General features: G+C 29.3%; 15 protein-coding genes. 6 read left to right on the forward strand and 9 right to left on the reverse strand.

Annotated elements, in window-relative coordinates; genetic code table 11:
• Positions 1-30 precede the first annotated feature (30 nt).
• On the forward strand, positions 31-1,692 hold the full coding sequence (gene asnB / locus ETU10_RS10860) for an asparagine synthase B (protein WP_146312220.1): 1,662 nt from the start codon (positions 31-33) through the stop codon (positions 1,690-1,692).
• A gap of 113 nt (positions 1,693-1,805) precedes the next feature.
• Here asnB and ETU10_RS10865 read toward each other — a convergent pair whose 3' ends face one another.
• On the reverse strand, positions 1,806-2,318 hold the full coding sequence (locus ETU10_RS10865) for a gamma carbonic anhydrase family protein (RefSeq protein WP_146312222.1): 513 nt from the start codon (positions 2,316-2,318) through the stop codon (positions 1,806-1,808).
• A 77-nt stretch (positions 2,319-2,395) separates the two neighbouring features.
• Between ETU10_RS10865 and ETU10_RS10870 the strand changes: the two genes are divergently transcribed.
• A complete protein-coding gene (locus tag ETU10_RS10870; RefSeq protein WP_146312224.1) occupies positions 2,396-3,268 on the forward strand; it encodes a NifU family protein in 873 nt (290 codons plus the stop codon).
• 46 nt (positions 3,269-3,314) lie between these two features.
• Here the strand turns inward: ETU10_RS10870 and ETU10_RS10875 are convergent, their stop codons facing one another.
• The 3 genes from ETU10_RS10875 to ETU10_RS10885 all read right to left on the reverse strand — a co-directional run bounded on the left by ETU10_RS10875 (position 3,315) and on the right by ETU10_RS10885 (position 6,110).
• Positions 3,315-3,773 carry a low molecular weight protein-tyrosine-phosphatase gene (locus ETU10_RS10875; protein WP_246118469.1) on the reverse strand — a complete coding sequence of 153 codons (459 nt, stop codon included), beginning with the start codon at positions 3,771-3,773 and terminating at the stop codon, positions 3,315-3,317.
• A complete protein-coding gene (gene dnaA, locus ETU10_RS10880) occupies positions 3,770-5,200 on the reverse strand; it encodes a chromosomal replication initiator protein DnaA (protein ID WP_146312226.1) in 1,431 nt (476 codons plus the stop codon). The genes ETU10_RS10875 and dnaA overlap by 4 nt, the downstream gene beginning before the upstream one ends.
• 289 nt (positions 5,201-5,489) lie before the next feature.
• Positions 5,490-6,110, reverse strand: coding sequence for an IMPACT family protein (locus tag ETU10_RS10885; RefSeq protein ID WP_146312228.1), 621 nt, complete (start codon positions 6,108-6,110; stop codon positions 5,490-5,492).
• A gap of 134 nt (positions 6,111-6,244) precedes the next feature.
• Between ETU10_RS10885 and ETU10_RS10890 the strand changes: the two genes are divergently transcribed.
• Positions 6,245-7,636, forward strand: coding sequence for a type III PLP-dependent enzyme domain-containing protein (locus tag ETU10_RS10890; protein WP_146293278.1), 1,392 nt, complete (start codon positions 6,245-6,247; stop codon positions 7,634-7,636).
• Between the two features lie 13 nt (positions 7,637-7,649).
• Positions 7,650-8,333, forward strand: coding sequence for a (d)CMP kinase (cmk, locus tag ETU10_RS10895; RefSeq protein WP_146263157.1), 684 nt, complete (start codon positions 7,650-7,652; stop codon positions 8,331-8,333).
• Positions 8,334-8,397: 64 nt separating this feature from the next.
• On the opposite strand, the gene guaB is transcribed toward cmk, so the two are convergent.
• Both guaB and dctA read right to left on the reverse strand, forming a co-directional pair.
• Positions 8,398-9,858, reverse strand: coding sequence for an IMP dehydrogenase (gene guaB, locus ETU10_RS10900; protein ID WP_146312230.1), 1,461 nt, complete (start codon positions 9,856-9,858; stop codon positions 8,398-8,400).
• Positions 9,859-10,081: 223 nt separating this feature from the next.
• Positions 10,082-11,401 carry a C4-dicarboxylate transporter DctA gene (gene dctA, locus ETU10_RS10905; protein WP_146312232.1) on the reverse strand — a complete coding sequence of 440 codons (1,320 nt, stop codon included), beginning with the start codon at positions 11,399-11,401 and terminating at the stop codon, positions 10,082-10,084.
• 237 nt (positions 11,402-11,638) lie between these two features.
• Between dctA and ETU10_RS10910 the strand changes: the two genes are divergently transcribed.
• On the forward strand, positions 11,639-12,559 hold the full coding sequence (locus tag ETU10_RS10910; RefSeq protein WP_146312234.1) for a ribonuclease Z: 921 nt from the start codon (positions 11,639-11,641) through the stop codon (positions 12,557-12,559).
• 99 nt (positions 12,560-12,658) lie between these two features.
• Entirely contained in the window at positions 12,659-13,531 is an 873-nt protein-coding gene (locus ETU10_RS10915) for a DMT family transporter (protein WP_146312236.1), read from the forward strand.
• A 21-nt stretch (positions 13,532-13,552) separates the two neighbouring features.
• On the opposite strand, the gene ETU10_RS10920 is transcribed toward ETU10_RS10915, so the two are convergent.
• From ETU10_RS10920 to ETU10_RS10930, 3 genes are all read right to left on the reverse strand, one after another.
• Positions 13,553-14,077: a methylated-DNA--[protein]-cysteine S-methyltransferase gene (locus tag ETU10_RS10920; protein ID WP_221410386.1), complete on the reverse strand. Its 525-nt coding sequence runs from the start codon at positions 14,075-14,077 to the stop codon at positions 13,553-13,555.
• A gap of 79 nt (positions 14,078-14,156) precedes the next feature.
• Positions 14,157-18,527 (reverse strand): DNA polymerase III subunit alpha, encoded by a 4,371-nt coding sequence (gene dnaE, locus ETU10_RS10925; protein ID WP_146312240.1) that lies wholly within the window; start codon positions 18,525-18,527, stop codon positions 14,157-14,159.
• Between the two features lie 259 nt (positions 18,528-18,786).
• A complete protein-coding gene (locus tag ETU10_RS10930; RefSeq protein ID WP_146312242.1) occupies positions 18,787-19,695 on the reverse strand; it encodes a DMT family transporter in 909 nt (302 codons plus the stop codon).
• Between the last annotated feature and the right edge of the window lie 114 nt (positions 19,696-19,809).

A 19,809-nucleotide genomic window follows, 5' to 3' on the forward strand; every position in this document is an offset into this window, starting at 1 on the left:
TAATTTTGAAGTAAATTTAAAAATTAAATTATGTGTGGATTAGTAGGTATTTTTAATATAATTGAGGATAAACAATTGCTTAGATATAAAGCAATTAATATGTCTAAAAAATTACGTCATAGAGGTCCAGATTCATCAGGAATTTATTTTAATGATAACGCCATAATGGTACATGAAAGATTATCCATCGTGGATGTATCATCCGGTCACCAACCTTTATACGATGAGAAAAAAAATTTAATTCTAATTGCTAATGGTGAAATATATAATTACAAAGAATTAAAATATGATTTAAAAGATAATTATTCTTTTCAAACAAATTCTGATTGTGAAGTTATTTTAGCATTATACAAAGAAAAGGGTTTAAAATTATTTGACTACATCTCCGGTATATATGCTTTTGCTTTATATGATAAAGAAAAAAATACATTTTTAATTGGTAGGGATCATTTAGGTATTATACCCCTTTATATAGGATATGATGAATATAAGCAACTTTATATTGCAAGTGAATTAAAAGTACTTGAAGGAATTTGCGATGAAATAACAGAATTTGAGCCTGGTTGCTACTACTATAGTCCCGAACCAATAATAAAAAAATGGTATTTTAAGGATTGGGATAAATATAACAACGTTAAAGATAATATTTCAGACATTCAAAAATTAAAAAAAGGATTAGAAGATGCTGTAATAAGGCAAACAATGTCTGAGGTACCCTATGGTGTTCTCCTTTCTGGAGGATTGGATTCTTCAATAATATCTGCAATAGCAAAAAGAATTTTTAATGAAACATCGAACGATAAATATTCAAGTATTAGAACAAATCAATTACATTCTTTTGCCATAGGGCTAAAAGGAGCTCCTGATTTAATCGCAGCTAAAAAAGTTGCTGATTATATTGGAACCAATCACCATGAAATTCATTTTACAATAGAAGAAGCTATGGATGCTTTAGAAGATGTAATTTATCATATTGAAACTTATGATGTAACCACTATTAGAGCATCTACCCCTATGTACTTGTTAGCAAGATATATAAAATCCTTAGGGATAAAAATGGTGCTTTCTGGGGAAGGTTCAGATGAATTGTTTGGAGGATATTTGTATTTTCATAAAGCACCCAATGCCAAAGAATTTCATGAAGAAACAGTTAGAAAGTTAGAGAATTTGCACCTTTATGATTGCTTAAGAGCCAATAAATCGCTGATGGCTTGGGGAGTAGAAGGAAGAGTTCCTTTCTTAGATCAAGAATTTATTGATATTGCAATGAATTTAAATCCAAAGGATAAAATGTGCGGAAATGGAAATATTGAAAAATACATTTTAAGAAAAGCATTTGAACAATATTTACCTGAAGAAATTTTATGGAGACAAAAAGAACAATTTTCAGATGGTGTAGGTTATTCATGGATTGATTCTTTAAAAGCAACTGCTGATAAAAAAATTTCTGACAATCAAATGAAGTTTGCAAAAGAACAATTTCCAATCAATACCCCAAAATCGAAGGAAGAATATTGGTTTAGAACAATTTTTGAAAAACATTTTCCTTCTCAAGCAGCAGCTAAGACAGTTCCATCTATACCATCCATAGCGTGCAGTTCTGCTACAGCTTTAAAATGGGATAAATCCTTTCAAAATAATCTAGATCCCTCAGGAAGAGCTATAAAATCAATACATGTAAATGCAATATAAAATTATTAAATAAAAAGGGAAATAATATTTTTCCCTTTTTTACTTATGTCATTAATATCTATAAATTTAATTATACTAATCCTTCAATGGAATGGTGAAATAAATATATAATATTATTTATACCAACTACTATATTCAACGTAATTAGCAGCAATTCTATTAATCTCATTATCTTTTAATTCCGTTGAAACTTCTCCAATTTTTTTGGCAGGAACCCCAGCCCATATTTCTCCAGATTTAATGTGTTTGCCTTGAGTTACAACTGCACCAGCTGCAATGATAGAATTACTTTCCACTAAAACATCATCCATTACAATTGAACCCATCCCAACCAATACTTGACTTTTTATAGTACAACCATGTACAATAGCTCTATGACCTAAAGATACATTATCCCCAATAGTTGTACTATATTTATTATATGTACAATGAATAATAGCATGATCTTGAATATTTACTCTATTACCAATCTTAATAAAGTTTACATCACCTCTTATAACAGCTCCAAACCACACAGAGCATTCATCACCTAATATAACATCCCCTACTAAAACTGAGTTTTCTGCTAAAAAACAATCCTTTCCCCATAGTGGAGTTTTATCTAAAATTTTCTTAATTATAGCCATATTTTTATACAATCTTACATTTTACTTTAATCATAAGAACAAGTTACGTATTTTTGATTGTTAAAAATAAATATTTCATGGAATTAAAAATAGAAAATACACCTAATAAAGATATCATAAAATTTGTTGCCCCACATACTTTGGTAGAAGGCAGTTTTGAAATTTCAAATTTTGATGAAGCTAAAAATATACCTTTAGCACAAGAATTATTGAAATTTTCATTTATAACTAAAATTTTAATAACTGCAAATTTTATTGCTCTGCAAAAAAATGAAAGTATAGATTGGGAACTTGTAAAAAACGAAATTAAAGAAATTATTATTGATGAATTATTAGCAAATCCATCAATTATTATTAAGCCTCAAAAGAATCCAATAACTGTTTATGCAGAATCCACTCCTAATCAAGAGGTAATGAAGTTTGTTACTAGCAGAATTTTAGTAGAAGGAATTATTGAGATAAAAGATGTTCATGAAGCAAAAGATGTTCCGCTAGCGCTATACCTTTTAAGTTTTCCTTATGTAAAAGAAATTTTTATTTGTGATAATTTTATTTCAATAACAAAAAATAAGGATTTTGACTGGCAAGAAATAGCCATGGAAATACGTACCAATATTTCTGAATACTTGAAGGATAATAAAGACATCAGTTATTTAAATGAATTAATTGTTAAAGAAAGCATTGAAAATTCAGATAGAAAAGAATATACTCCAATTGAAGAAAAAATAAAAAAAATTCTTGATGAATATGTTTTGCCAGCAGTGTCTGGAGATGGTGGAAATATAGATTTGGTATCTTTTGATGAGACAACTAAAACGGCTAAAATGATATTACAAGGAGCTTGTAGCGGATGCCCATCATCGGTCATAACTCTAAAGAATGGAATTGAAAACTTATTAAAGCAGATGCTTCCTAACGAAGTTGAAAATGTTGAAGCAATCAATGGATAAATTAATATCCATTGATACAAATTAATTTTATAGAAATTTTAATTAATTAATTAGCACTTAAGAGTTTTTCAGCAATTGAAGTGCAAGCTAAATCTAATTGTTGAAAAACTTTTTTAAAATCATTTTCATCACCATAGTAAGGATCGGGAATGCTTTGTTGTTTTTGATTTTCGTAAACATCCGAAAGTATCATTCTAACCTTTTTTTTATCTGCTTCCTTCCTTGCTTTAAAGATTATATCTCCAAAATTAGCATGATCCATCACATAAATCAAGTCAAAATCATCAAAATCAGAAGGCAAAAATTGTCTACCTTTTAAATGAGATATATCAATATTATGTTCCTTACAGATTTCAATAGCTCTTTTGTCTGGTTTATCATTAACATGATAATCTGCGATACCAGCACTATCAACAATAAAATTTTCCGGCAGTTTAGATCTTAAAATACCTTCTGCCATAGGTGAACGACAAATATTCCCTAAACAAACCATTAATATTTTCATATATTCGAAGCTAATTTTTTATTAAGATCATCCACATAGGTTTTAAACATCCTATCTGTTTCAAATAAATTATCTACTGTTTTACATGCATGAAGTACGGTAGCATGATCTCTCTTTCCAATTTGATTCCCAATGGAAGTTAAGGAAGCATTGGTATATTTTTTAGCAAAATACATAGCAATCTGTCTTGCCTGTACAATATCCCTCTTACGTGTTTTAGATTGTAATAAATCTATAGGAACTTTAAAGTAATCACAAACTAATTTTTGAATAAAATCAATGGTTATATCTTTTTTAGAATTTGTTATTAAGCTATCTAAAGTTTTTTGTACAAGTTCTAAAGTAATCTCTTTCTTATTAAAGGTGGCTTGCGCAATAATTGAATTAAGAGATCCTTCTAATTCTCTAATATTAGTTTTAATATTCTGAGCAATGTATTCAAGTACTTCTTCTGAAAGTTCAATACCATCAAATTCCATCTTTTGTTTCAAAATCGCCAATCTTGTAGTATAATCAGGCACCTGAATTTCTGTAGATAATCCCCATTTAAAACGGGAAATTAATCGTTGCTCTACATCCTGAATATCTACTGGAGATTTATCAGAGGTTAAAATAATTTGCTTGCCACTTTGATGTAAGTGGTTAAAAATATGAAAGAAAACTTCTTGGGTTCCTTTTTTACCTGAAATAAAATGAATATCATCTACAATTAAGACATCTATCATTTGATAGAAATGAATAAAATCATTTCTATTGTTAGATTTTGTAGCTTCTTGGAACTGTTGACAAAACTTTTCCATGGAAACATACAAAACGGTCTTACCTGATTGAAGCCTTTTAACTTCTAGCCCAATTGCATGTGCCAAATGAGTTTTTCCTAACCCAACACCACTATAAATAAAAAACGGATTAAACGAAGTACCACCAGGTCTTTTAGCTATTTGCTTACCAGCAGAACGAGCAAGACGGTTAGATTCTCCTTCAATAAAATTATCAAATGTATAATTTGTATTTAGTTGACTATCTATTTTTAATTTTTGTAATCCTGGGATTATAAATGGATTTTTAACTCCTCTTTCAACAAAGAGCGGAGCATCAACTTCCTGAACTTGTATTTTAGCTTTTTGCGAACTTGAAATATTAACGGTATAAGGTTCCTCAGTCATTTGTTTTTTTTCCATCATAATGGAATAAACAAGCTTAGCATCTTTACCTAAATTTTTAGTTAATGCACTTTTTATAATTTTAATATAATTCTCTTCTAAATATTCATAGTAAAACTTACTAGGTACTTGTATGGTTAATACATTCTCTTGTAATTTAACTGCCTTTACAGGTTCAAACCATGTCAAATAAGATTTCTCAGAAATATTATCTCTGATATATTGAAGACAAGAATCCCAAACAGAAATCGAAGTTTTTGACATTTTTATACTGATTTTTTTTTATAGAAACGAATGTATAATCTTCTTTCGTTTACCGTGCAAAAGTCCTAATTTATTTTAAAAAAAAAAAGATGATTTCCTGTTGCTTTTAAAAAAATTTATTGCTATTAAATAATGAAATTACAACTTTAAAAAATATTTGTTTATAAAAAATGATTGTTAATACAAATTACTTTATAAATAAATATTTAAGATTAAAACTAAATATGCATAATATTGATTTTTTTATTCATTTATATGAAGCAGAGAAAATTTTATTAATAATTAAATTCTAAGCTAATAATTTATAGCTAACAAATTTTTGCAGAAATAATGGATTAAACTTATCAAGAAACGAATCTCTTTTTTTTACGGGAACTTCAATCTTAACACTACAATTTTCTAAGAAGTTAAAGGAAATTGGTTCTATTTGTAATTTTTTTAAAAAATTCATAACTAAGGATTGTTTATCGTAATTAAAAATTAATTCATAACACTCATATATTTCTTTCTCAATAATATTAGATTGACTAATTGTTTGAAGTGAACATTCTTTATATGCTTTTATTAAACCACTTACCCCTAACTTAGTTCCTCCGTAATACCTTACAACAATTAATAAAACATTAACTATATCTGCGGATAATAATTGATTATATATGGGTAAACCAGCGGTTCCTGAGGGTTCTCCATCGTCATTAACTCTAAATCTTTCCCCTTTAACCCCGATTCGGTAAGCATAACAATAATGAGTAGCTTGTGGATATAGAGCTTTCGTATTTTGTAATAGAATATTTAAATCATTTTCATTCTCCATGTAGAATAATAATCCATAAAATTTACTCCCTTTAACCCTTAGAAGAAAATCCGTTATAGGCTTATCAATGGTACGATATTGGAAAATTTTTAACATGCTCTAATTTATTTTTTTAATAATTTTATAAATAATGCAATTCAATATATTACAAAAAATAATATTTTACATTTATTACTTTAGAATTACAAATTTTAAAGATATTTGTATAATAAATTTTTCGTAAATATAAAATGAAAATAAAATACTACGATTTAATACAACAAACTTTTGATTTTCCTCAACCTGAATTTAAAGTAAATGATGGAAATCTACTTTTTCACGATATTCCATTGATGGATCTCATTGAAAAATTTGGAACTCCATTTAAATTTAATTACTTACCCAAGATTTCTGAAAATATTTTGCAAACCAAAGAATGGTTTAAAAAGTCTTTTAAGGAAAATGATTATAAAGGAGATTATAAATATTGTTATTGCACTAAATCTAGTCATTTTTCATTTGTTGTAGAAGAAGCTTTAAAAAATAATATAAGTCTAGAAACTTCTTTTTCTAATGATATTGAAATTATAAAAAAGCTATACGAAAAAGGTTCGGTGGATAAAAATATTGAGGTTATATGCAACGGATTTAAAACTGAGGAATACCTTAAGAATATAGCAGAAATGATTAACGGTGGATTTAGTAATATAATTCCTGTTTTAGATAATTTTAAAGAGCTAGAACGTTTATCAGACAGTATTGATAGTAATTTCAATGTAGGAATAAGAATTGCTTCTGAAGAAGAACCTAAGTTTGAATTTTATACCTCCCGTTTAGGAATAGGATATAAAGATATAATCCCTTACTATGCACAAAGAATTCAAAATCATCCTTTTGCTAGATTGAAAATGCTTCATTTTTTTATCAATACTGGAATTAAAGATACTTCCTATTATTGGAATGAACTTTATAAATGCTTACGTGTTTATGCTAGATTAAAAAAAATTGCACCAGAAGTAGATTCCCTTAATATCGGTGGTGGATTTCCTGTAAAAACTTCATTGTCTTTTGATTATGATTATTATTATATGATTAATGAAATCACCTATCAAATTAAAAAATTCTGTGAAGGAGAAGGGGTTGAAGAACCTACCATTTATACTGAATTTGGATCTTTTACCGTAGGTGAGAGTGGTGGTGTAGTATATAAAATATTAAGTCAAAAAAGACAGAATGACAGAGAAAAGTGGAATATGATTGATAGTTCATTCATGACGACTTTACCAGATTCTTGGGCAATATCCCGTCGTTTTGTAATGCTACCTATTAATCGGTGGGAAGATTCCTACGAGAGAGTCTTTCTTGGCGGATTAACTTGCGATAGCGATGATTATTATAATTCAGAGCAACATGTAAACGCTATTTATCTACCTATATTTAATGAAGAAAAGCCTTTGTATATAGGATTTTTCAATACCGGTGCTTATCAAGATTCTATTAGTGGTTTTGGAGGAGTACATCATTGTTTGGTTCCAGGACCTAAACATATTCTGATTGACAAAGACAAAGATGGTAAATTAAATTATAAAGTTTTTAGAGAAGAACAGAGCCATAAAGAAATATTGGATCTTTTGGGTTATTAAATGATTTATAAAAATGATATATACCATAGCTATTGACGGGCATTCTTCCACCGGAAAAAGTACTTATGCTAAATCTTTAGCCAAAGATCTGGGTTGGACACATATAGATACGGGAGCTATGTATAGAGCAATAACTCTTTATGGTTTAATTAATTTTAATGAAGGTCATTCAATAAATGAAAAAAAAGTAATAGCTGCACTTAAAAATATTCACTTAAAATTTATCTATAATCCTATAACTAATACGAATGATATTTATTTAAACGATGAAAACTTTGAACCCAAAATTAGAGATTTAAAAGTATCAGAATCAGTTTCAACCATAGCAAAAATCCCTGAAGTAAGAAGTTTTCTAGTTGAAAAACAAAGAGAATTAGGAAAGAGCGAAAGTATTGTTATGGATGGTAGAGATATTGGTACTGTAGTATTTCCAAACGCTGATTTAAAATTTTTTATTACTGCTAGTATTGATATAAGAGCCCAAAGAAGATATTTAGAATTAAAAAATAAATCTTCCATTATTACCTATGAGGAAGTCAAAGAAAATTTAATTAAAAGGGATTACATTGACGAACATAGAATATTGTCTCCTTTAAAAATGGCTGAAAATGCCTACTTAATAGATAATACTTTCCTAGATAAAGAACAAACATATCGTAAAATAAAACAGATAGTTATCTCAAAAATAAATTTGTAAAATTGACTATAATTTAAATTGTAAAAAAAGCTTCTTAAAATATTAAGAAGCTTTTTATTTAGTATTAATTTGTATAATTGGGTGCCTCTTGAGTAATTATAACATCATGAGGATGACTTTCTTTTAATCCAGCTGAAGAAATTTTCACCATTTTACTATCTCGCTTCAACTCTTCTAAATTTTTTGTTCCACAATAGCCCATACCAGCACGAATTCCTCCGCACAATTGATACACAACATCAGATATTTTACCTTTATAAGGAACTCTACCTTCAATCCCCTCAGGAACTAATTTTTTAGCCTCTGATTGGAAATATCGATCTTTACTTCCTCTTTTCATTGCTGATAGTGAACCCATTCCTTGGTAACTTTTAAACTTTCTTCCTTGAAAAATTATTTCATCCCCGGGTGCTTCTTCCGTTCCAGCAAATAAGGAACCTAACATAACACATGATGCTCCGCTAGCTATAGCTTTCACTATATCCCCTGATAATTTAATACCTCCATCTGCTATAACCGGAATATTGTGTTGTGAAGCATATTCAAAAACGTTATTTATCGCCGATAACTGAGGAACACCTACCCCTGCAACTACTCTTGTCGTACAAATAGATCCTGGACCTACTCCCACTTTGAGTGCATTTGCACCTGCATCAATTAAATCTTTGGCTGCTTCTGCCGTAACTATGTTTCCTCCAATAACATCCAATTCAGGGAATGAATTTTTAATTTCTTTAATTTTATTAATAACATTTATGGAATGTCCATGCGCAGAATCTACAGCAATGATGTCTACACCTGCTTTTACTAGAGCATCAACCCTATCCAGTGTGTCCACTCCAACTCCTACACCTGCCCCTACCCTTAATCTGCCATTAGAATCTTTACAAGCATTTGGGTATTCTAACAAATTATCAATATCCTTGATAGTTATTAATCCAATTAATTTGTTATTTTTATCAGTAATAGGTAACTTTTCAATTCTATTATCTAAAAGAATTTGTTTTGCTTGCTCTAATGAAGTATCTTTAGTTGAAGTAATAATATTATTTTTGGTCATTACCTCATCCACCCTTTGCTCTAAATTCGATTGATATTTTATGTCTCTATTGGTAATAATGCCAACAAGAGTATCATCCTCTTCAATCACAGGTAAACCTGAAATTCTATACTCCTGCATTAAACTTAAAGCTTCTTTTAAACTATGTTTTCTACTGAGTGTTATAGGATTAGAAATCATTCCATTCTCTGATCTTTTTACCCGATTTACTTCTGAAGCTTGTTGTTCAATTGGCATATTTTTATGTATAAACCCTAAACCTCCTTCCCTAGCTAGAGTTATAGCTAAACTAGATTCAGTAACTGTATCCATGGCTGCAGAAACAATAGGAATATTTAACTCTATTTTTTGTGTTAAATTTGTTTTTAAGGATACTTGAGAAGGTAAAATTTCTGAATAAGCAGGAACAAGAAGTACATCGTCAAAAGTGATGGCCTCTTCAATAATTTTTTTACTAAGTGACATATGGGCTTTTGCGATGCAAATTTATAGTTTTTTAATTATTAAAAAAATTATATTGATTACATATTTATTAATAAATGACTTTATATTAATTCATTTAAGATTTTATTATCTATAAAAAACGCTTTTAAAGCTATATTTTTTATAAAAATTTTAAATAATAAAAAAGAGATAATTCAATAACTATCTCTTTTTTATTAAGTAAAGTATAAATTTTCACCTATTTTTAACTTGCTTTAGCAACTTCACTGGATATAAGGATTTCTTTTGCCATAGATGCATCAAACTCATTTTCTCTCCTTGCTACCACTATAGTTGCTGCTGCATTTCCAATAATATTTGTTAATGCACGTGCCTCACTCATAAACTTGTCAATTCCAAAAATTAAAGCTACAGATTCAACTGGTAGATGTCCTACCACTGGCAATGTAGCTGCCAAAGTTATAAAACCACTTCCAGTAACTCCTGCTGCCCCTTTAGATGTTAAAAGTAAAACTAGTAACAATGTAATTTCTTGACCAATGGTCAAATGCGAATTCAATGCCTGAGAAATAAATACGGCTGCCATGGTTAAATAAATTGAAGTTCCATCTAAGTTAAATGAATAACCTGTAGGAATAACTAATCCAACCACTGATTTTGCACAACCAATATCTTCCATTTTTTTCATTATGCCTGGTAAGGCTGATTCAGAAGAAGAAGTTCCTAAAACGATAAGTAATTCTTCCTTTATATATTTAATGAATTTAAAAACATTTATTTTATTGTAATAAAGTACAGCTCCAATAACTCCAAAAATAAATATTATACATGTTAAATAAAAACATAGAATTAACATACCTAAATTGCTTAAAGAAGATAATCCATATCGACCAATGGTATAAGCCATGGCACCAAAAGCACCTATAGGAGCTAAATACATTATCATTTTAATAATTGCAAATAGCCCATCAAGAAAGGATTGTAAAACAGTTAATACTGGTTTAGAAGCTTTAGGACCAATTTTAGTCATTGCAAAACCAAATAGTACAGCAAATACCAATACTTGAAGTAAATTATTAGATGAAAGAGATGCAATTACATTATCCGGAATCATTCCCATTATAAAATCTACGAGAGCATTTCCATCCTCATGATTAGCCTTATCTATGTAACCAGATACGGATGATGAATCTAATTCCTTAGGATCCACATTCATTCCATTCCCAGGTTTTAGTATATTTACGAATAACAATCCGATGATTAAGGCAATTGTTGTCATAATTTCAAAATAAACAATCGCAGTAACTCCTACTTTACCTACTTTCTTAGTATCTTCCATACCTGCTATACCGATAACAATGGTACAAAAGATTAATGGTCCAACAATCATTTTAATAAGCTTAATAAAACCATCGCCCAGAGGTTTTAATTTTTCAGCAAAACCAGGTATATTTTCATTTACGCCATTGATAACTTCTGAATGACTTGGATAAAAATGTCCTATAAGAATACCAACAATAATAGCAATTATCACTTGTACATATAGACTTTTTAGTAATTTCATATTTCTCAATTTTTGGTTTTTCAATATATAAATTATCTGAATATAAAATTGACAAAAATTTAAAAAAATTAAATAATTCTGCTCAGTATATATTCATCCAATTGATTTATAGTATATTATAAGTAAAATAATTAATTGTTTTATGTAAATATCTATCAAAATTTTTTTTTTAGTATGTAGTCAATTATATATTTATTATTTTTAAGAACAATTAAAGAATTATTAATAAAAAATCTTATGAAACTTACAATCCTTGGTTTTAATTCTGCAATACCCACCATTAATTCTCATCCTAGTGCACAATTGCTAGATATCCAAGAAAATTTATTTTTAATTGATTGTGGTGAAGGTACACAGGTACAGTTAAGAAGAGCAAAAGCTAAATTTTCTAAAATCAATCATATTTTTATATCTCATTTGCATGGAGATCATGTTTTTGGTCTTATAGGTCTCATATCTACCTTTTTATTATTAGGAAGAGAAAATATTTTAAATATTTATGGCCCTAAGGGTATTAAAATGTTTATTGAAAATCAATTGAGTTTAACTGAAAGTTACCAAATTTTTAAGTTAAATTTTGTTGAACTATCCTCTAAAGATTCTCAATTGATCTACGAAGACAATAAATTGACAGTACATACCATTCCTTTGGATCACCGTGTATATACCAATGGTTTTATATTTAAAGAAAAAGCCAAGCCTAAAAGACTTAATATAGAAAGTATAAACCAATATCCACAAATTGAGGTTTGCGATTATCATAATTTAAAATTAGGTAAAGATTGGGTAAGCGAAGATGGCAAAACTACTATATCGAATGAAAAACTCACTTATGAAGCCAAACATTCTTATAGCTATGCCTATTGTTCGGATACCTCATATAAACCTGATATTATCGATTTAATTAAAGATGTAGATGTATTGTATCATGAATCTACATTTCTTAACGATTTAGAAGATCTTGCACGTAAAACTAAACATAGTACTGCTCTTGAGGCAGCAAAAATTGCTAAGAAAGCAAAAGTGAAACACTTAATTTTAGGACATTTTTCCAATCGATATTCTGATTTTTCTGTATTTAAAGAAGAGGCTGAAACCATTTTTCCTTCCACCTTGCTACCTAGAGAATTAGAAACATTTGATTTTGAAAAAATGTAATTTTTGATAAAGTTAAATTCATCCTATACATTTTATAATAGAAATAGGTTTTAACAGTAATTCTTAAATGATATATTTGCGGATTGTTAATTTTATCTTATGAAAATTCCTGCTTATATCCAATTGCAATTTATTGTTCTGATGTGGGGATTTACCGGTGTTATTGGTAAATTAATCACTTTATCTTCCATACCCTTAGTTTGGGGAAGAACCTTAATTGCAACCGTATTTCTATATATTTATTTACGCTTTATTGTCAAAGAAAATTTTATTATTAAAAAAAAATTAATTTTACAATTTATAGGCTGTGGTTTTGTAATAGGTATTCATTGGGTACTATTTTATGGAGCTATTAAAATTTCCAACATTTCCATTGCTACTTCTACATTATCTACCGGAACCTTATTTGCTGCGTTGTTGGAACCTATTTTTTTAAAGAGAAAAATTAAAATTTCAGAAATATTTATAAGTATAATTATTATTCTATGTATTTTCTTAATATTTAAAACTGAATTTCAATATTGGAAGGGTATTCTAATGGGAGTAAGTTGCGCTTTACTTTCTGCCTTATTTTCTGTCATCAATGGTAAACTTCACTCAAAAAGTAACGCTACTGTTCTTACTTTTTATGAAATGATTGGTGGGTTCTTAATTCTAAATTTATTTATTGGGTTTGGAAATAATTTAGATCAAATCATCCATATTAAATTCATGGACATATTCTGGCTAATCATATTAAGTTGTATATTAACATGTTTACCAATGATTCATACTATTAAATTAATGAAATTTCTTACACCATTCACCATTATGCTATCCATAAATTTAGAGCCTGTATACGCAATACTAATAGCCTTTTTGATTTGGAGTGATGCTGAAAAAATGAGTTTAACTTTTTATATTGCTACTGCAATTATGATTTTAGCCATTTGCACCAATGGTTATTTAAAAAATAGAACTTCTCAACGTTGATTTTAAATTTGTAAAATAATTTTAAAATAAAGTGGTTTGAATAAATGGGGCTTCTAATTCGAGTAATTTTTTTTTAGCTTTTAAACCACCTGAATAACCGGTTAATCCACCATTAACACCAATTATTCTATGACAAGGAATTAGTATTGAAATGCCATTAGCTCCATTTGCGTTCGCTACCGCACGAATAGCATTTATATTTTTTATATTTTTGGACAATTCTAAATAACTTGTTGTTCTACCATATGGAACATTCATTAACTCTGTCCAAACTAATTTTTGAAATTCACTACCGCAAAGTAATATAGGAATGTTGAATGTCTTACGTTCTTTATTGAAATATTCTTTTAATTGAATAATTGTTTGATCAATTACCTCTGATTTACTGAAGATAAAATCCGCTTCTAAATAACTTTTTATTCTACTATCAATTACTTCTCTTTTTTTTCTATATAACCAATCACACAAACAAATTTTTTCCTTATAAGCACCTATTACAAGTTTTCCAACCGGAGATTTATAGTATTGAATTTTTATATTACTCACTAAATGTTTTAGATTCAATTTAAGATGCATAGATATTATTTTCTACAAAATAATTTCTATGAAGATTAAAATTTTTTAGCTAATTTAATCTAAAATCTAAATATAATTCGTCTTTTAACTGATCTAGTACTTGTTTAGATATGTTTATTCTTTTATTCATTGAGGCAGATTCTAAGAAAAGATTATTTTTTTTATCTAAAATTTCAAAATGAATATCTTTAGTTCCAGAATTTTCATCGCAAATTTTATTTAAAGCTATTAAAGTCTTTTCATCTAAGTCTTCCAAATTAATTTTTATGGTTAATTTTTTGGTATGTTTATCTATGATTCCGCTTAATTCTTCAATGTTTAAAACATTTATGTATACAAAACCATTATCTTTAATCATTCCTACTGTTATTTTAACTAATACAAACAAATTTTTAATTAAATACTTTTGTAAGTCCAAGTAATTCTTCTTTAACTTAAGTGAGAGGGTTCCTGTTTTATCTTCAACATCAAAATAAGCTATGCGGTCTCTTCCATCATTAATTTCCTTATGTTCAAAGCGAGAAATAATTCCAGCAATAAACAGTTCCTTACCTACATATTTTTCTTTGTTTTCATTGATCTCAACGATGTCCATGGGTTTTACTAAATCTAATTCATATTTGTAATTATCCATGGGATGTGCTGAAATATATATTCCAACTACTTCTTTTTCTTTTCCAAGTTTATACATGGTGGTCCACTCATCCGTTTGAGGGATATTGGGCTTCATGATCTCTAAACCTTCATCACCTAAATCTCCAAATAAAGAATTTTGGGCAGAATTTTTATCTTCTTGATAAGCTATACCATACCTTACTAGTTTTTCTAAGGTAATGGAGCCATTTTCTTCTGTAAAAAATTGAGCTCTATTACCATCTGCTAAATCATCAAATGCTCCTGCCAATACAAAATTTTCAAGAACTTTCTTATTTATATTTTTAAGATCTACTCTTTCAAAAAAATCAAATAGATTTTTATATTTTCCTTTTGTATTTCGTTCATTAACAACAGCTTCAACCGCATTTTCTCCAATCCCTTTGATTGCTCCCATACCAAAACGTATGGCTCCTTTTTCATTTACGGTGAATTCATAATCACTTTCATTTACGTCGGGTCCTAGTACTTCCAACCCCATGTTTTTACATTCTTCCATAAAAAATGTTAGTGTACTTAGATTATTTAAGTTATTACTTAGCAATGCGGCCATAAACTCTGCGGGAAAATGTGCTTTTAAATAGGCGGTTTGAAAGGCAATAAAAGCATAACAGGTTGAATGCGATTTATTAAATGCATATTGTGCAAAAGCCTTCCAATCTTCCCATATTTTTTTTAAAACCTCTTCCGGGTGTCCTTTAGACTTAGCTCCATCCACAAACTTAGCTTCCATTTTATTTAGGACATCAATCATTTTTTTTCCCATTGCTTTTCTCAAAACATCGGCTTCACCCTTGGTAAAACCTGCAAGTTTCTGAGAGAGTAGCATCACTTGTTCTTGATATACCGTAATTCCATAAGTATCAGCTAAATACTCTTCCATATCCGGTAAATCATAAGTAATGGGTTCTTTACCATGTTTACGATTAATAAAGTTCGGGATATATTGCAAAGGACCTGGTCGGTATAAAGCATTCATGGCTATTAGATCTTCAAACTTGTCAGGTTGAAGTGCTTTTAAGTGCTTTTGCATTCCAGGGGATTCATATTGGAAGATACCTACTGTATTTCCATTTTTAAATATTTCATAAGTTTTTTCATCATCTAAAGGAAATTCATCTGGATCTATTTTATTTCCCGTTCTCTTTTTAATAATTTCTACAGCATCCCCAATAATAGTTAAAGTTCTTAAGCCTAAAAAATCCATTTTAAGCAATCCCGCACTTTCAACCACTGAATTATCAAATTGTGAAACCAATAGGGAGGAATCTTTGGCTACAGCCACCGGGATAAGGTTGGTTATATCTTCGGGTGTAATAATCACACCGCAAGCATGAACCCCAGTATTCCTTATACTTCCTTCAAGTAAAGAAGCATTTTGTATAACTTTTCCTTCAAGATCATTGGATTTAAATTTATGCTTCAATTCTAAAACAGGTTGAGCGTCTTCTTTTCCAAAGTCTTTCTGTATATCTGCCTCTGATTTATTTTTGAGTTTTGTTAAATTTAAAGTTGCCGGTAAGTTTTTAGACAAACGATCGGTATCGCTCAATGGTAGCTCCAATACTCTACCTGCATCTCGTATTGCAGATCGTCCGGCCAATGTCCCATAAGTAATAATTTGTGCAACTTGGTTTTGTCCGTATTTTTCTACTACCCATTGAATAATTTTTTCCCTGCCCCTATCATCAAAGTCAATATCAATATCTGGCAAAGAAACTCGATCTGGATTTAAAAAACGCTCAAAAAGTAAATCGTATTTTACAGGATCTATATTTGTAATTCCTATACAATAGGCAACTGCAGATCCGGCTGCTGAACCCCTACCAGGTCCTACAGCAACTCCCATTTTTCGGGCTTGAGAAGTAAAATCCTGAACAATTAAGAAATAACCGGGATATCCTGTTTTGGCAATAATTTCTAATTCAAATCGTAACCTTTCCTTAGTTGATTCTTGAATATTCTCTCCATACCTTTTTTTAGCTCCTTCCCAAGTTAAATGTGCTAAATAGGCATTTTCTCCTCTTTTACCGCCATCTTCATCGTCTTTTGGATCTTTAAATTCCTCAGGTATATCAAATTTAGGCAATAGAACTTCTCTAGCTAATTGGTAAGGTTCAAATTTTTTTATAAAATCTTTAAAATTTTCAACCGCTTCGGGGATATCAGCAAATAACGTAGCCATTTCCTCTTGAGATTTAAAATTATACTCCTCATTAGGCAATCCATATCTTTTTCCAAAGCCCTTACCTTTAGGCGTGGATTGTTTTTCACCATCTTTTATACAAAGAAGTATATCTTGCGTTTCAGCTTCTTCTTTATTAATATAATACGTATCATTTTGGGCTAATACTTTTACTTGATATTTTTCTGCGAATTTTAAAAGTACTTGATTTAAATGATCTTCTTCTGCTAAATGATGTCTTAATAACTCTACGTAAAAGTCTTCTCCAAACAATTGATGCCAATATACAAAGGCTTCTTCTGCTTGCTTCTCTCCAACATTCAGTATTAAGCTAGGTATTTCTGAAGATAGTCCACCGGTGGTAGCGATAAGATTTTCTTTATATTTTTCAATAAGATCTTTACCAATTCTTGGAAAGCCGGCATAATAACCTAATTGATATCCTAATGTTGATAACTTTGACAGGTTTTTAAATCCCTGATAATTTTTGGCTAGTAGCACCTGCGTATATCTACGATCTGGATTGTCCTTAGTGAATTTGTTTTGTAAATAATTTTCAGATATATACAATTCACATCCTACGATGGGAAGAATTTCTCTTTGCAAAGGTTTATGAATATCTCCTCCATTAATCTTAGCGTTTTGATCTTTAATTTTCCCATTGACTTTTTTTATTTCATTTAAAAAAGCAAAAGCTCCCATTAAATTTCCAGTATCTGTAACACCTAGCGCAGGCATGTTAAATTCAAGAGTTTTTTGAATTAGATCTGAGTGTTTACTGGTGGAAGTTAATATTGAAAATACGGAGTGATTATGAAAATGAAAATATTGAGAATAATCAATCTCATCAATTGACCTTTTATGATCTTTTCTACTTTCTTTTAATTTCTCATTAAAATCCTTAACCTGCTGCCGTACAACAATATCAAAAGGTTGAAAAGGATTTGGGTGATTATTTATAAAGTTTACAAGTTGTTCTGGTGTAAAACCTAATTTTTTAGGTTCTATCTGATTTAAACGAACCAACTCCCAAAAAGCTTGGGCAGTTGCATTTACGTCTGCAGCTGCATTATGAGCTTCATCAAAACTATAACCAAAAAGTTTTTCGTACAATTCAGACAATTTGGGGTATTTAAACCCACCTCCTATTCCTCCAGGAATAGCACAAAAATTTGTACCCTCTTTGGCTGTATCTACTAAATCTAAATCGGCTATATGGTTATCAATTGATTTTCTATAGAATTCAGCACCTACAATTGGAATATCAAAAGCTATATTTTGCCCTACAAGAATTGGTTTTTGTTCTAATACTTTGTTAAATTTATCCAGTATTTCTTTTAGATCATACCCTTCAGCTAACGCTTTTTCAGTACTAATGCCATGAATTTTTTGTGCGTTAAAAGGTATATCATAACCTTCCGGTTTAATTATATAATCATAATTTTCAATTAAATTACCATTTTCGTCGTGCAACTGCCAAGCAATTTGCACCATTCTCGGCCAATTGTCAGAGTCTGAAACTGGCGCACTAGCATTGGCAGGAAGACCGGTAGTTTCGGTATCAAATACTAAAAAATTCATATTACAAAGTTAGATAATTTATGAAAACATATCCGTAAGTGATTTTTAAGTTTGTGGTAAAAGGGTTAATGTTTTAATATATGATTTATAATTGATCTATGAATGTTATTCGCATCAACAAATCATACTATTACATAACAAATATTTCATTAAACGAAAATATATTTTATATCTATAATTATTTACAATAAATTAATATAGATATATTCACAAATATTATTTCCTTATAGATATACTAATATTATTTATTCTTTTTAAATCAATTACTAGTTTTATTGGATCTCAGCAAAGGAATATTTAAAAAAACTACCGACAATAGAATTAATAGTATGCCCATCCATTGTATATAATTTATATTTTCTGATAAAATTATTTTAGCAGCAATAACTGAAGTCGGTAGCTCTAAAGAGGCGACTATGCTACCTACCCCAATACCTACCACAGGCATATGACTTGAAAATAAGGAAGTAGCTAATATAGTACCGAAAAAGGCAATGATTAAACCCCACTTATAAAAAATGGATGGATGGAACGGTTCGTTTACCAATTCATGGCTCCAAATTAAACTAACCATAAGGCTCGCCCCAAATAATAAACAAGCAGGCCTTAGTGTTGGAGGTACATTTACGCTAATTTTATTGGTAGAAAATAAGGAAAAGGTATAGGATACGGCAGCTAAAAAGCCAAAAGTTAATCCTGAAAAATTTAGTTGTTCTTTCTTGTGCTCTAAAATGTTTGTAGCTAAAAAGGTACCCACCAATATGGTTAAAATTGCTATAATTTCAACAATCGAAGGTTTTTTCTTATTCACTATAAAATCTACTACTGAACCCATCCATACTGCTTGCATAAGTAGCACGGTACAAATGGCTACGGGTATTCCAAAACGTACGGCTTGATAAAAAAAAGTATTGGTAAATGCAAATGAGCAGCCACATATCATTAGCTTTAAAATATCCTTTTTTGTATATGAATAGTTCTTATATTTATTTTGAGAGATAAAATAAACAAGAAAAAGTCCTAAAAAACCTATAAGTGCTTGAGAAATGATTATTTCAGCAGTGTTATAATGTTGTTGGTATGCCAACCTTACAAAAATTGCTACCATTCCATAACATGAAGATGCAAAAGCTACACAAAGTAAGGATTTAATGTATTTTAAATTCAAGGAGTTAATTTTATTTTATACAAATTTATAAATAAAATTTCCGTAACCAATTTAATTGATATCTATAAATTTTTAGATTATTTAAATATTTATTAACCAGGTATTTATATTTAA

This window comes from Apibacter muscae (genome assembly GCF_007845595.1).
GTDB classification, from domain to species: domain Bacteria; phylum Bacteroidota; class Bacteroidia; order Flavobacteriales; family Weeksellaceae; genus Apibacter; species Apibacter muscae.

Coding starts and splice junctions, on each gene's coding strand:
- asnB (WP_146312220.1), top strand. CDS start 31: ATGTGTGGATTAGTAGGTATTTTTAATATAATTGAGGATAAACAATTG.
- ETU10_RS10865 (WP_146312222.1), bottom strand. CDS start 2,318: ATGGCTATAATTAAGAAAATTTTAGATAAAACTCCACTATGGGGAAAG.
- ETU10_RS10870 (WP_146312224.1), top strand. CDS start 2,396: ATGGAATTAAAAATAGAAAATACACCTAATAAAGATATCATAAAATTT.
- ETU10_RS10875 (WP_246118469.1), bottom strand. CDS start 3,773: ATGAAAATATTAATGGTTTGTTTAGGGAATATTTGTCGTTCACCTATG.
- dnaA (WP_146312226.1), bottom strand. CDS start 5,200: ATGTCAAAAACTTCGATTTCTGTTTGGGATTCTTGTCTTCAATATATC.
- ETU10_RS10885 (WP_146312228.1), bottom strand. CDS start 6,110: ATGTTAAAAATTTTCCAATATCGTACCATTGATAAGCCTATAACGGAT.
- ETU10_RS10890 (WP_146293278.1), top strand. CDS start 6,245: ATGAAAATAAAATACTACGATTTAATACAACAAACTTTTGATTTTCCT.
- cmk (WP_146263157.1), top strand. CDS start 7,650: ATGATATATACCATAGCTATTGACGGGCATTCTTCCACCGGAAAAAGT.
- guaB (WP_146312230.1), bottom strand. CDS start 9,858: ATGTCACTTAGTAAAAAAATTATTGAAGAGGCCATCACTTTTGACGAT.
- dctA (WP_146312232.1), bottom strand. CDS start 11,401: ATGAAATTACTAAAAAGTCTATATGTACAAGTGATAATTGCTATTATT.
- ETU10_RS10910 (WP_146312234.1), top strand. CDS start 11,639: ATGAAACTTACAATCCTTGGTTTTAATTCTGCAATACCCACCATTAAT.
- ETU10_RS10915 (WP_146312236.1), top strand. CDS start 12,659: ATGAAAATTCCTGCTTATATCCAATTGCAATTTATTGTTCTGATGTGG.
- dnaE (WP_146312240.1), bottom strand. CDS start 18,527: ATGAATTTTTTAGTATTTGATACCGAAACTACCGGTCTTCCTGCCAAT.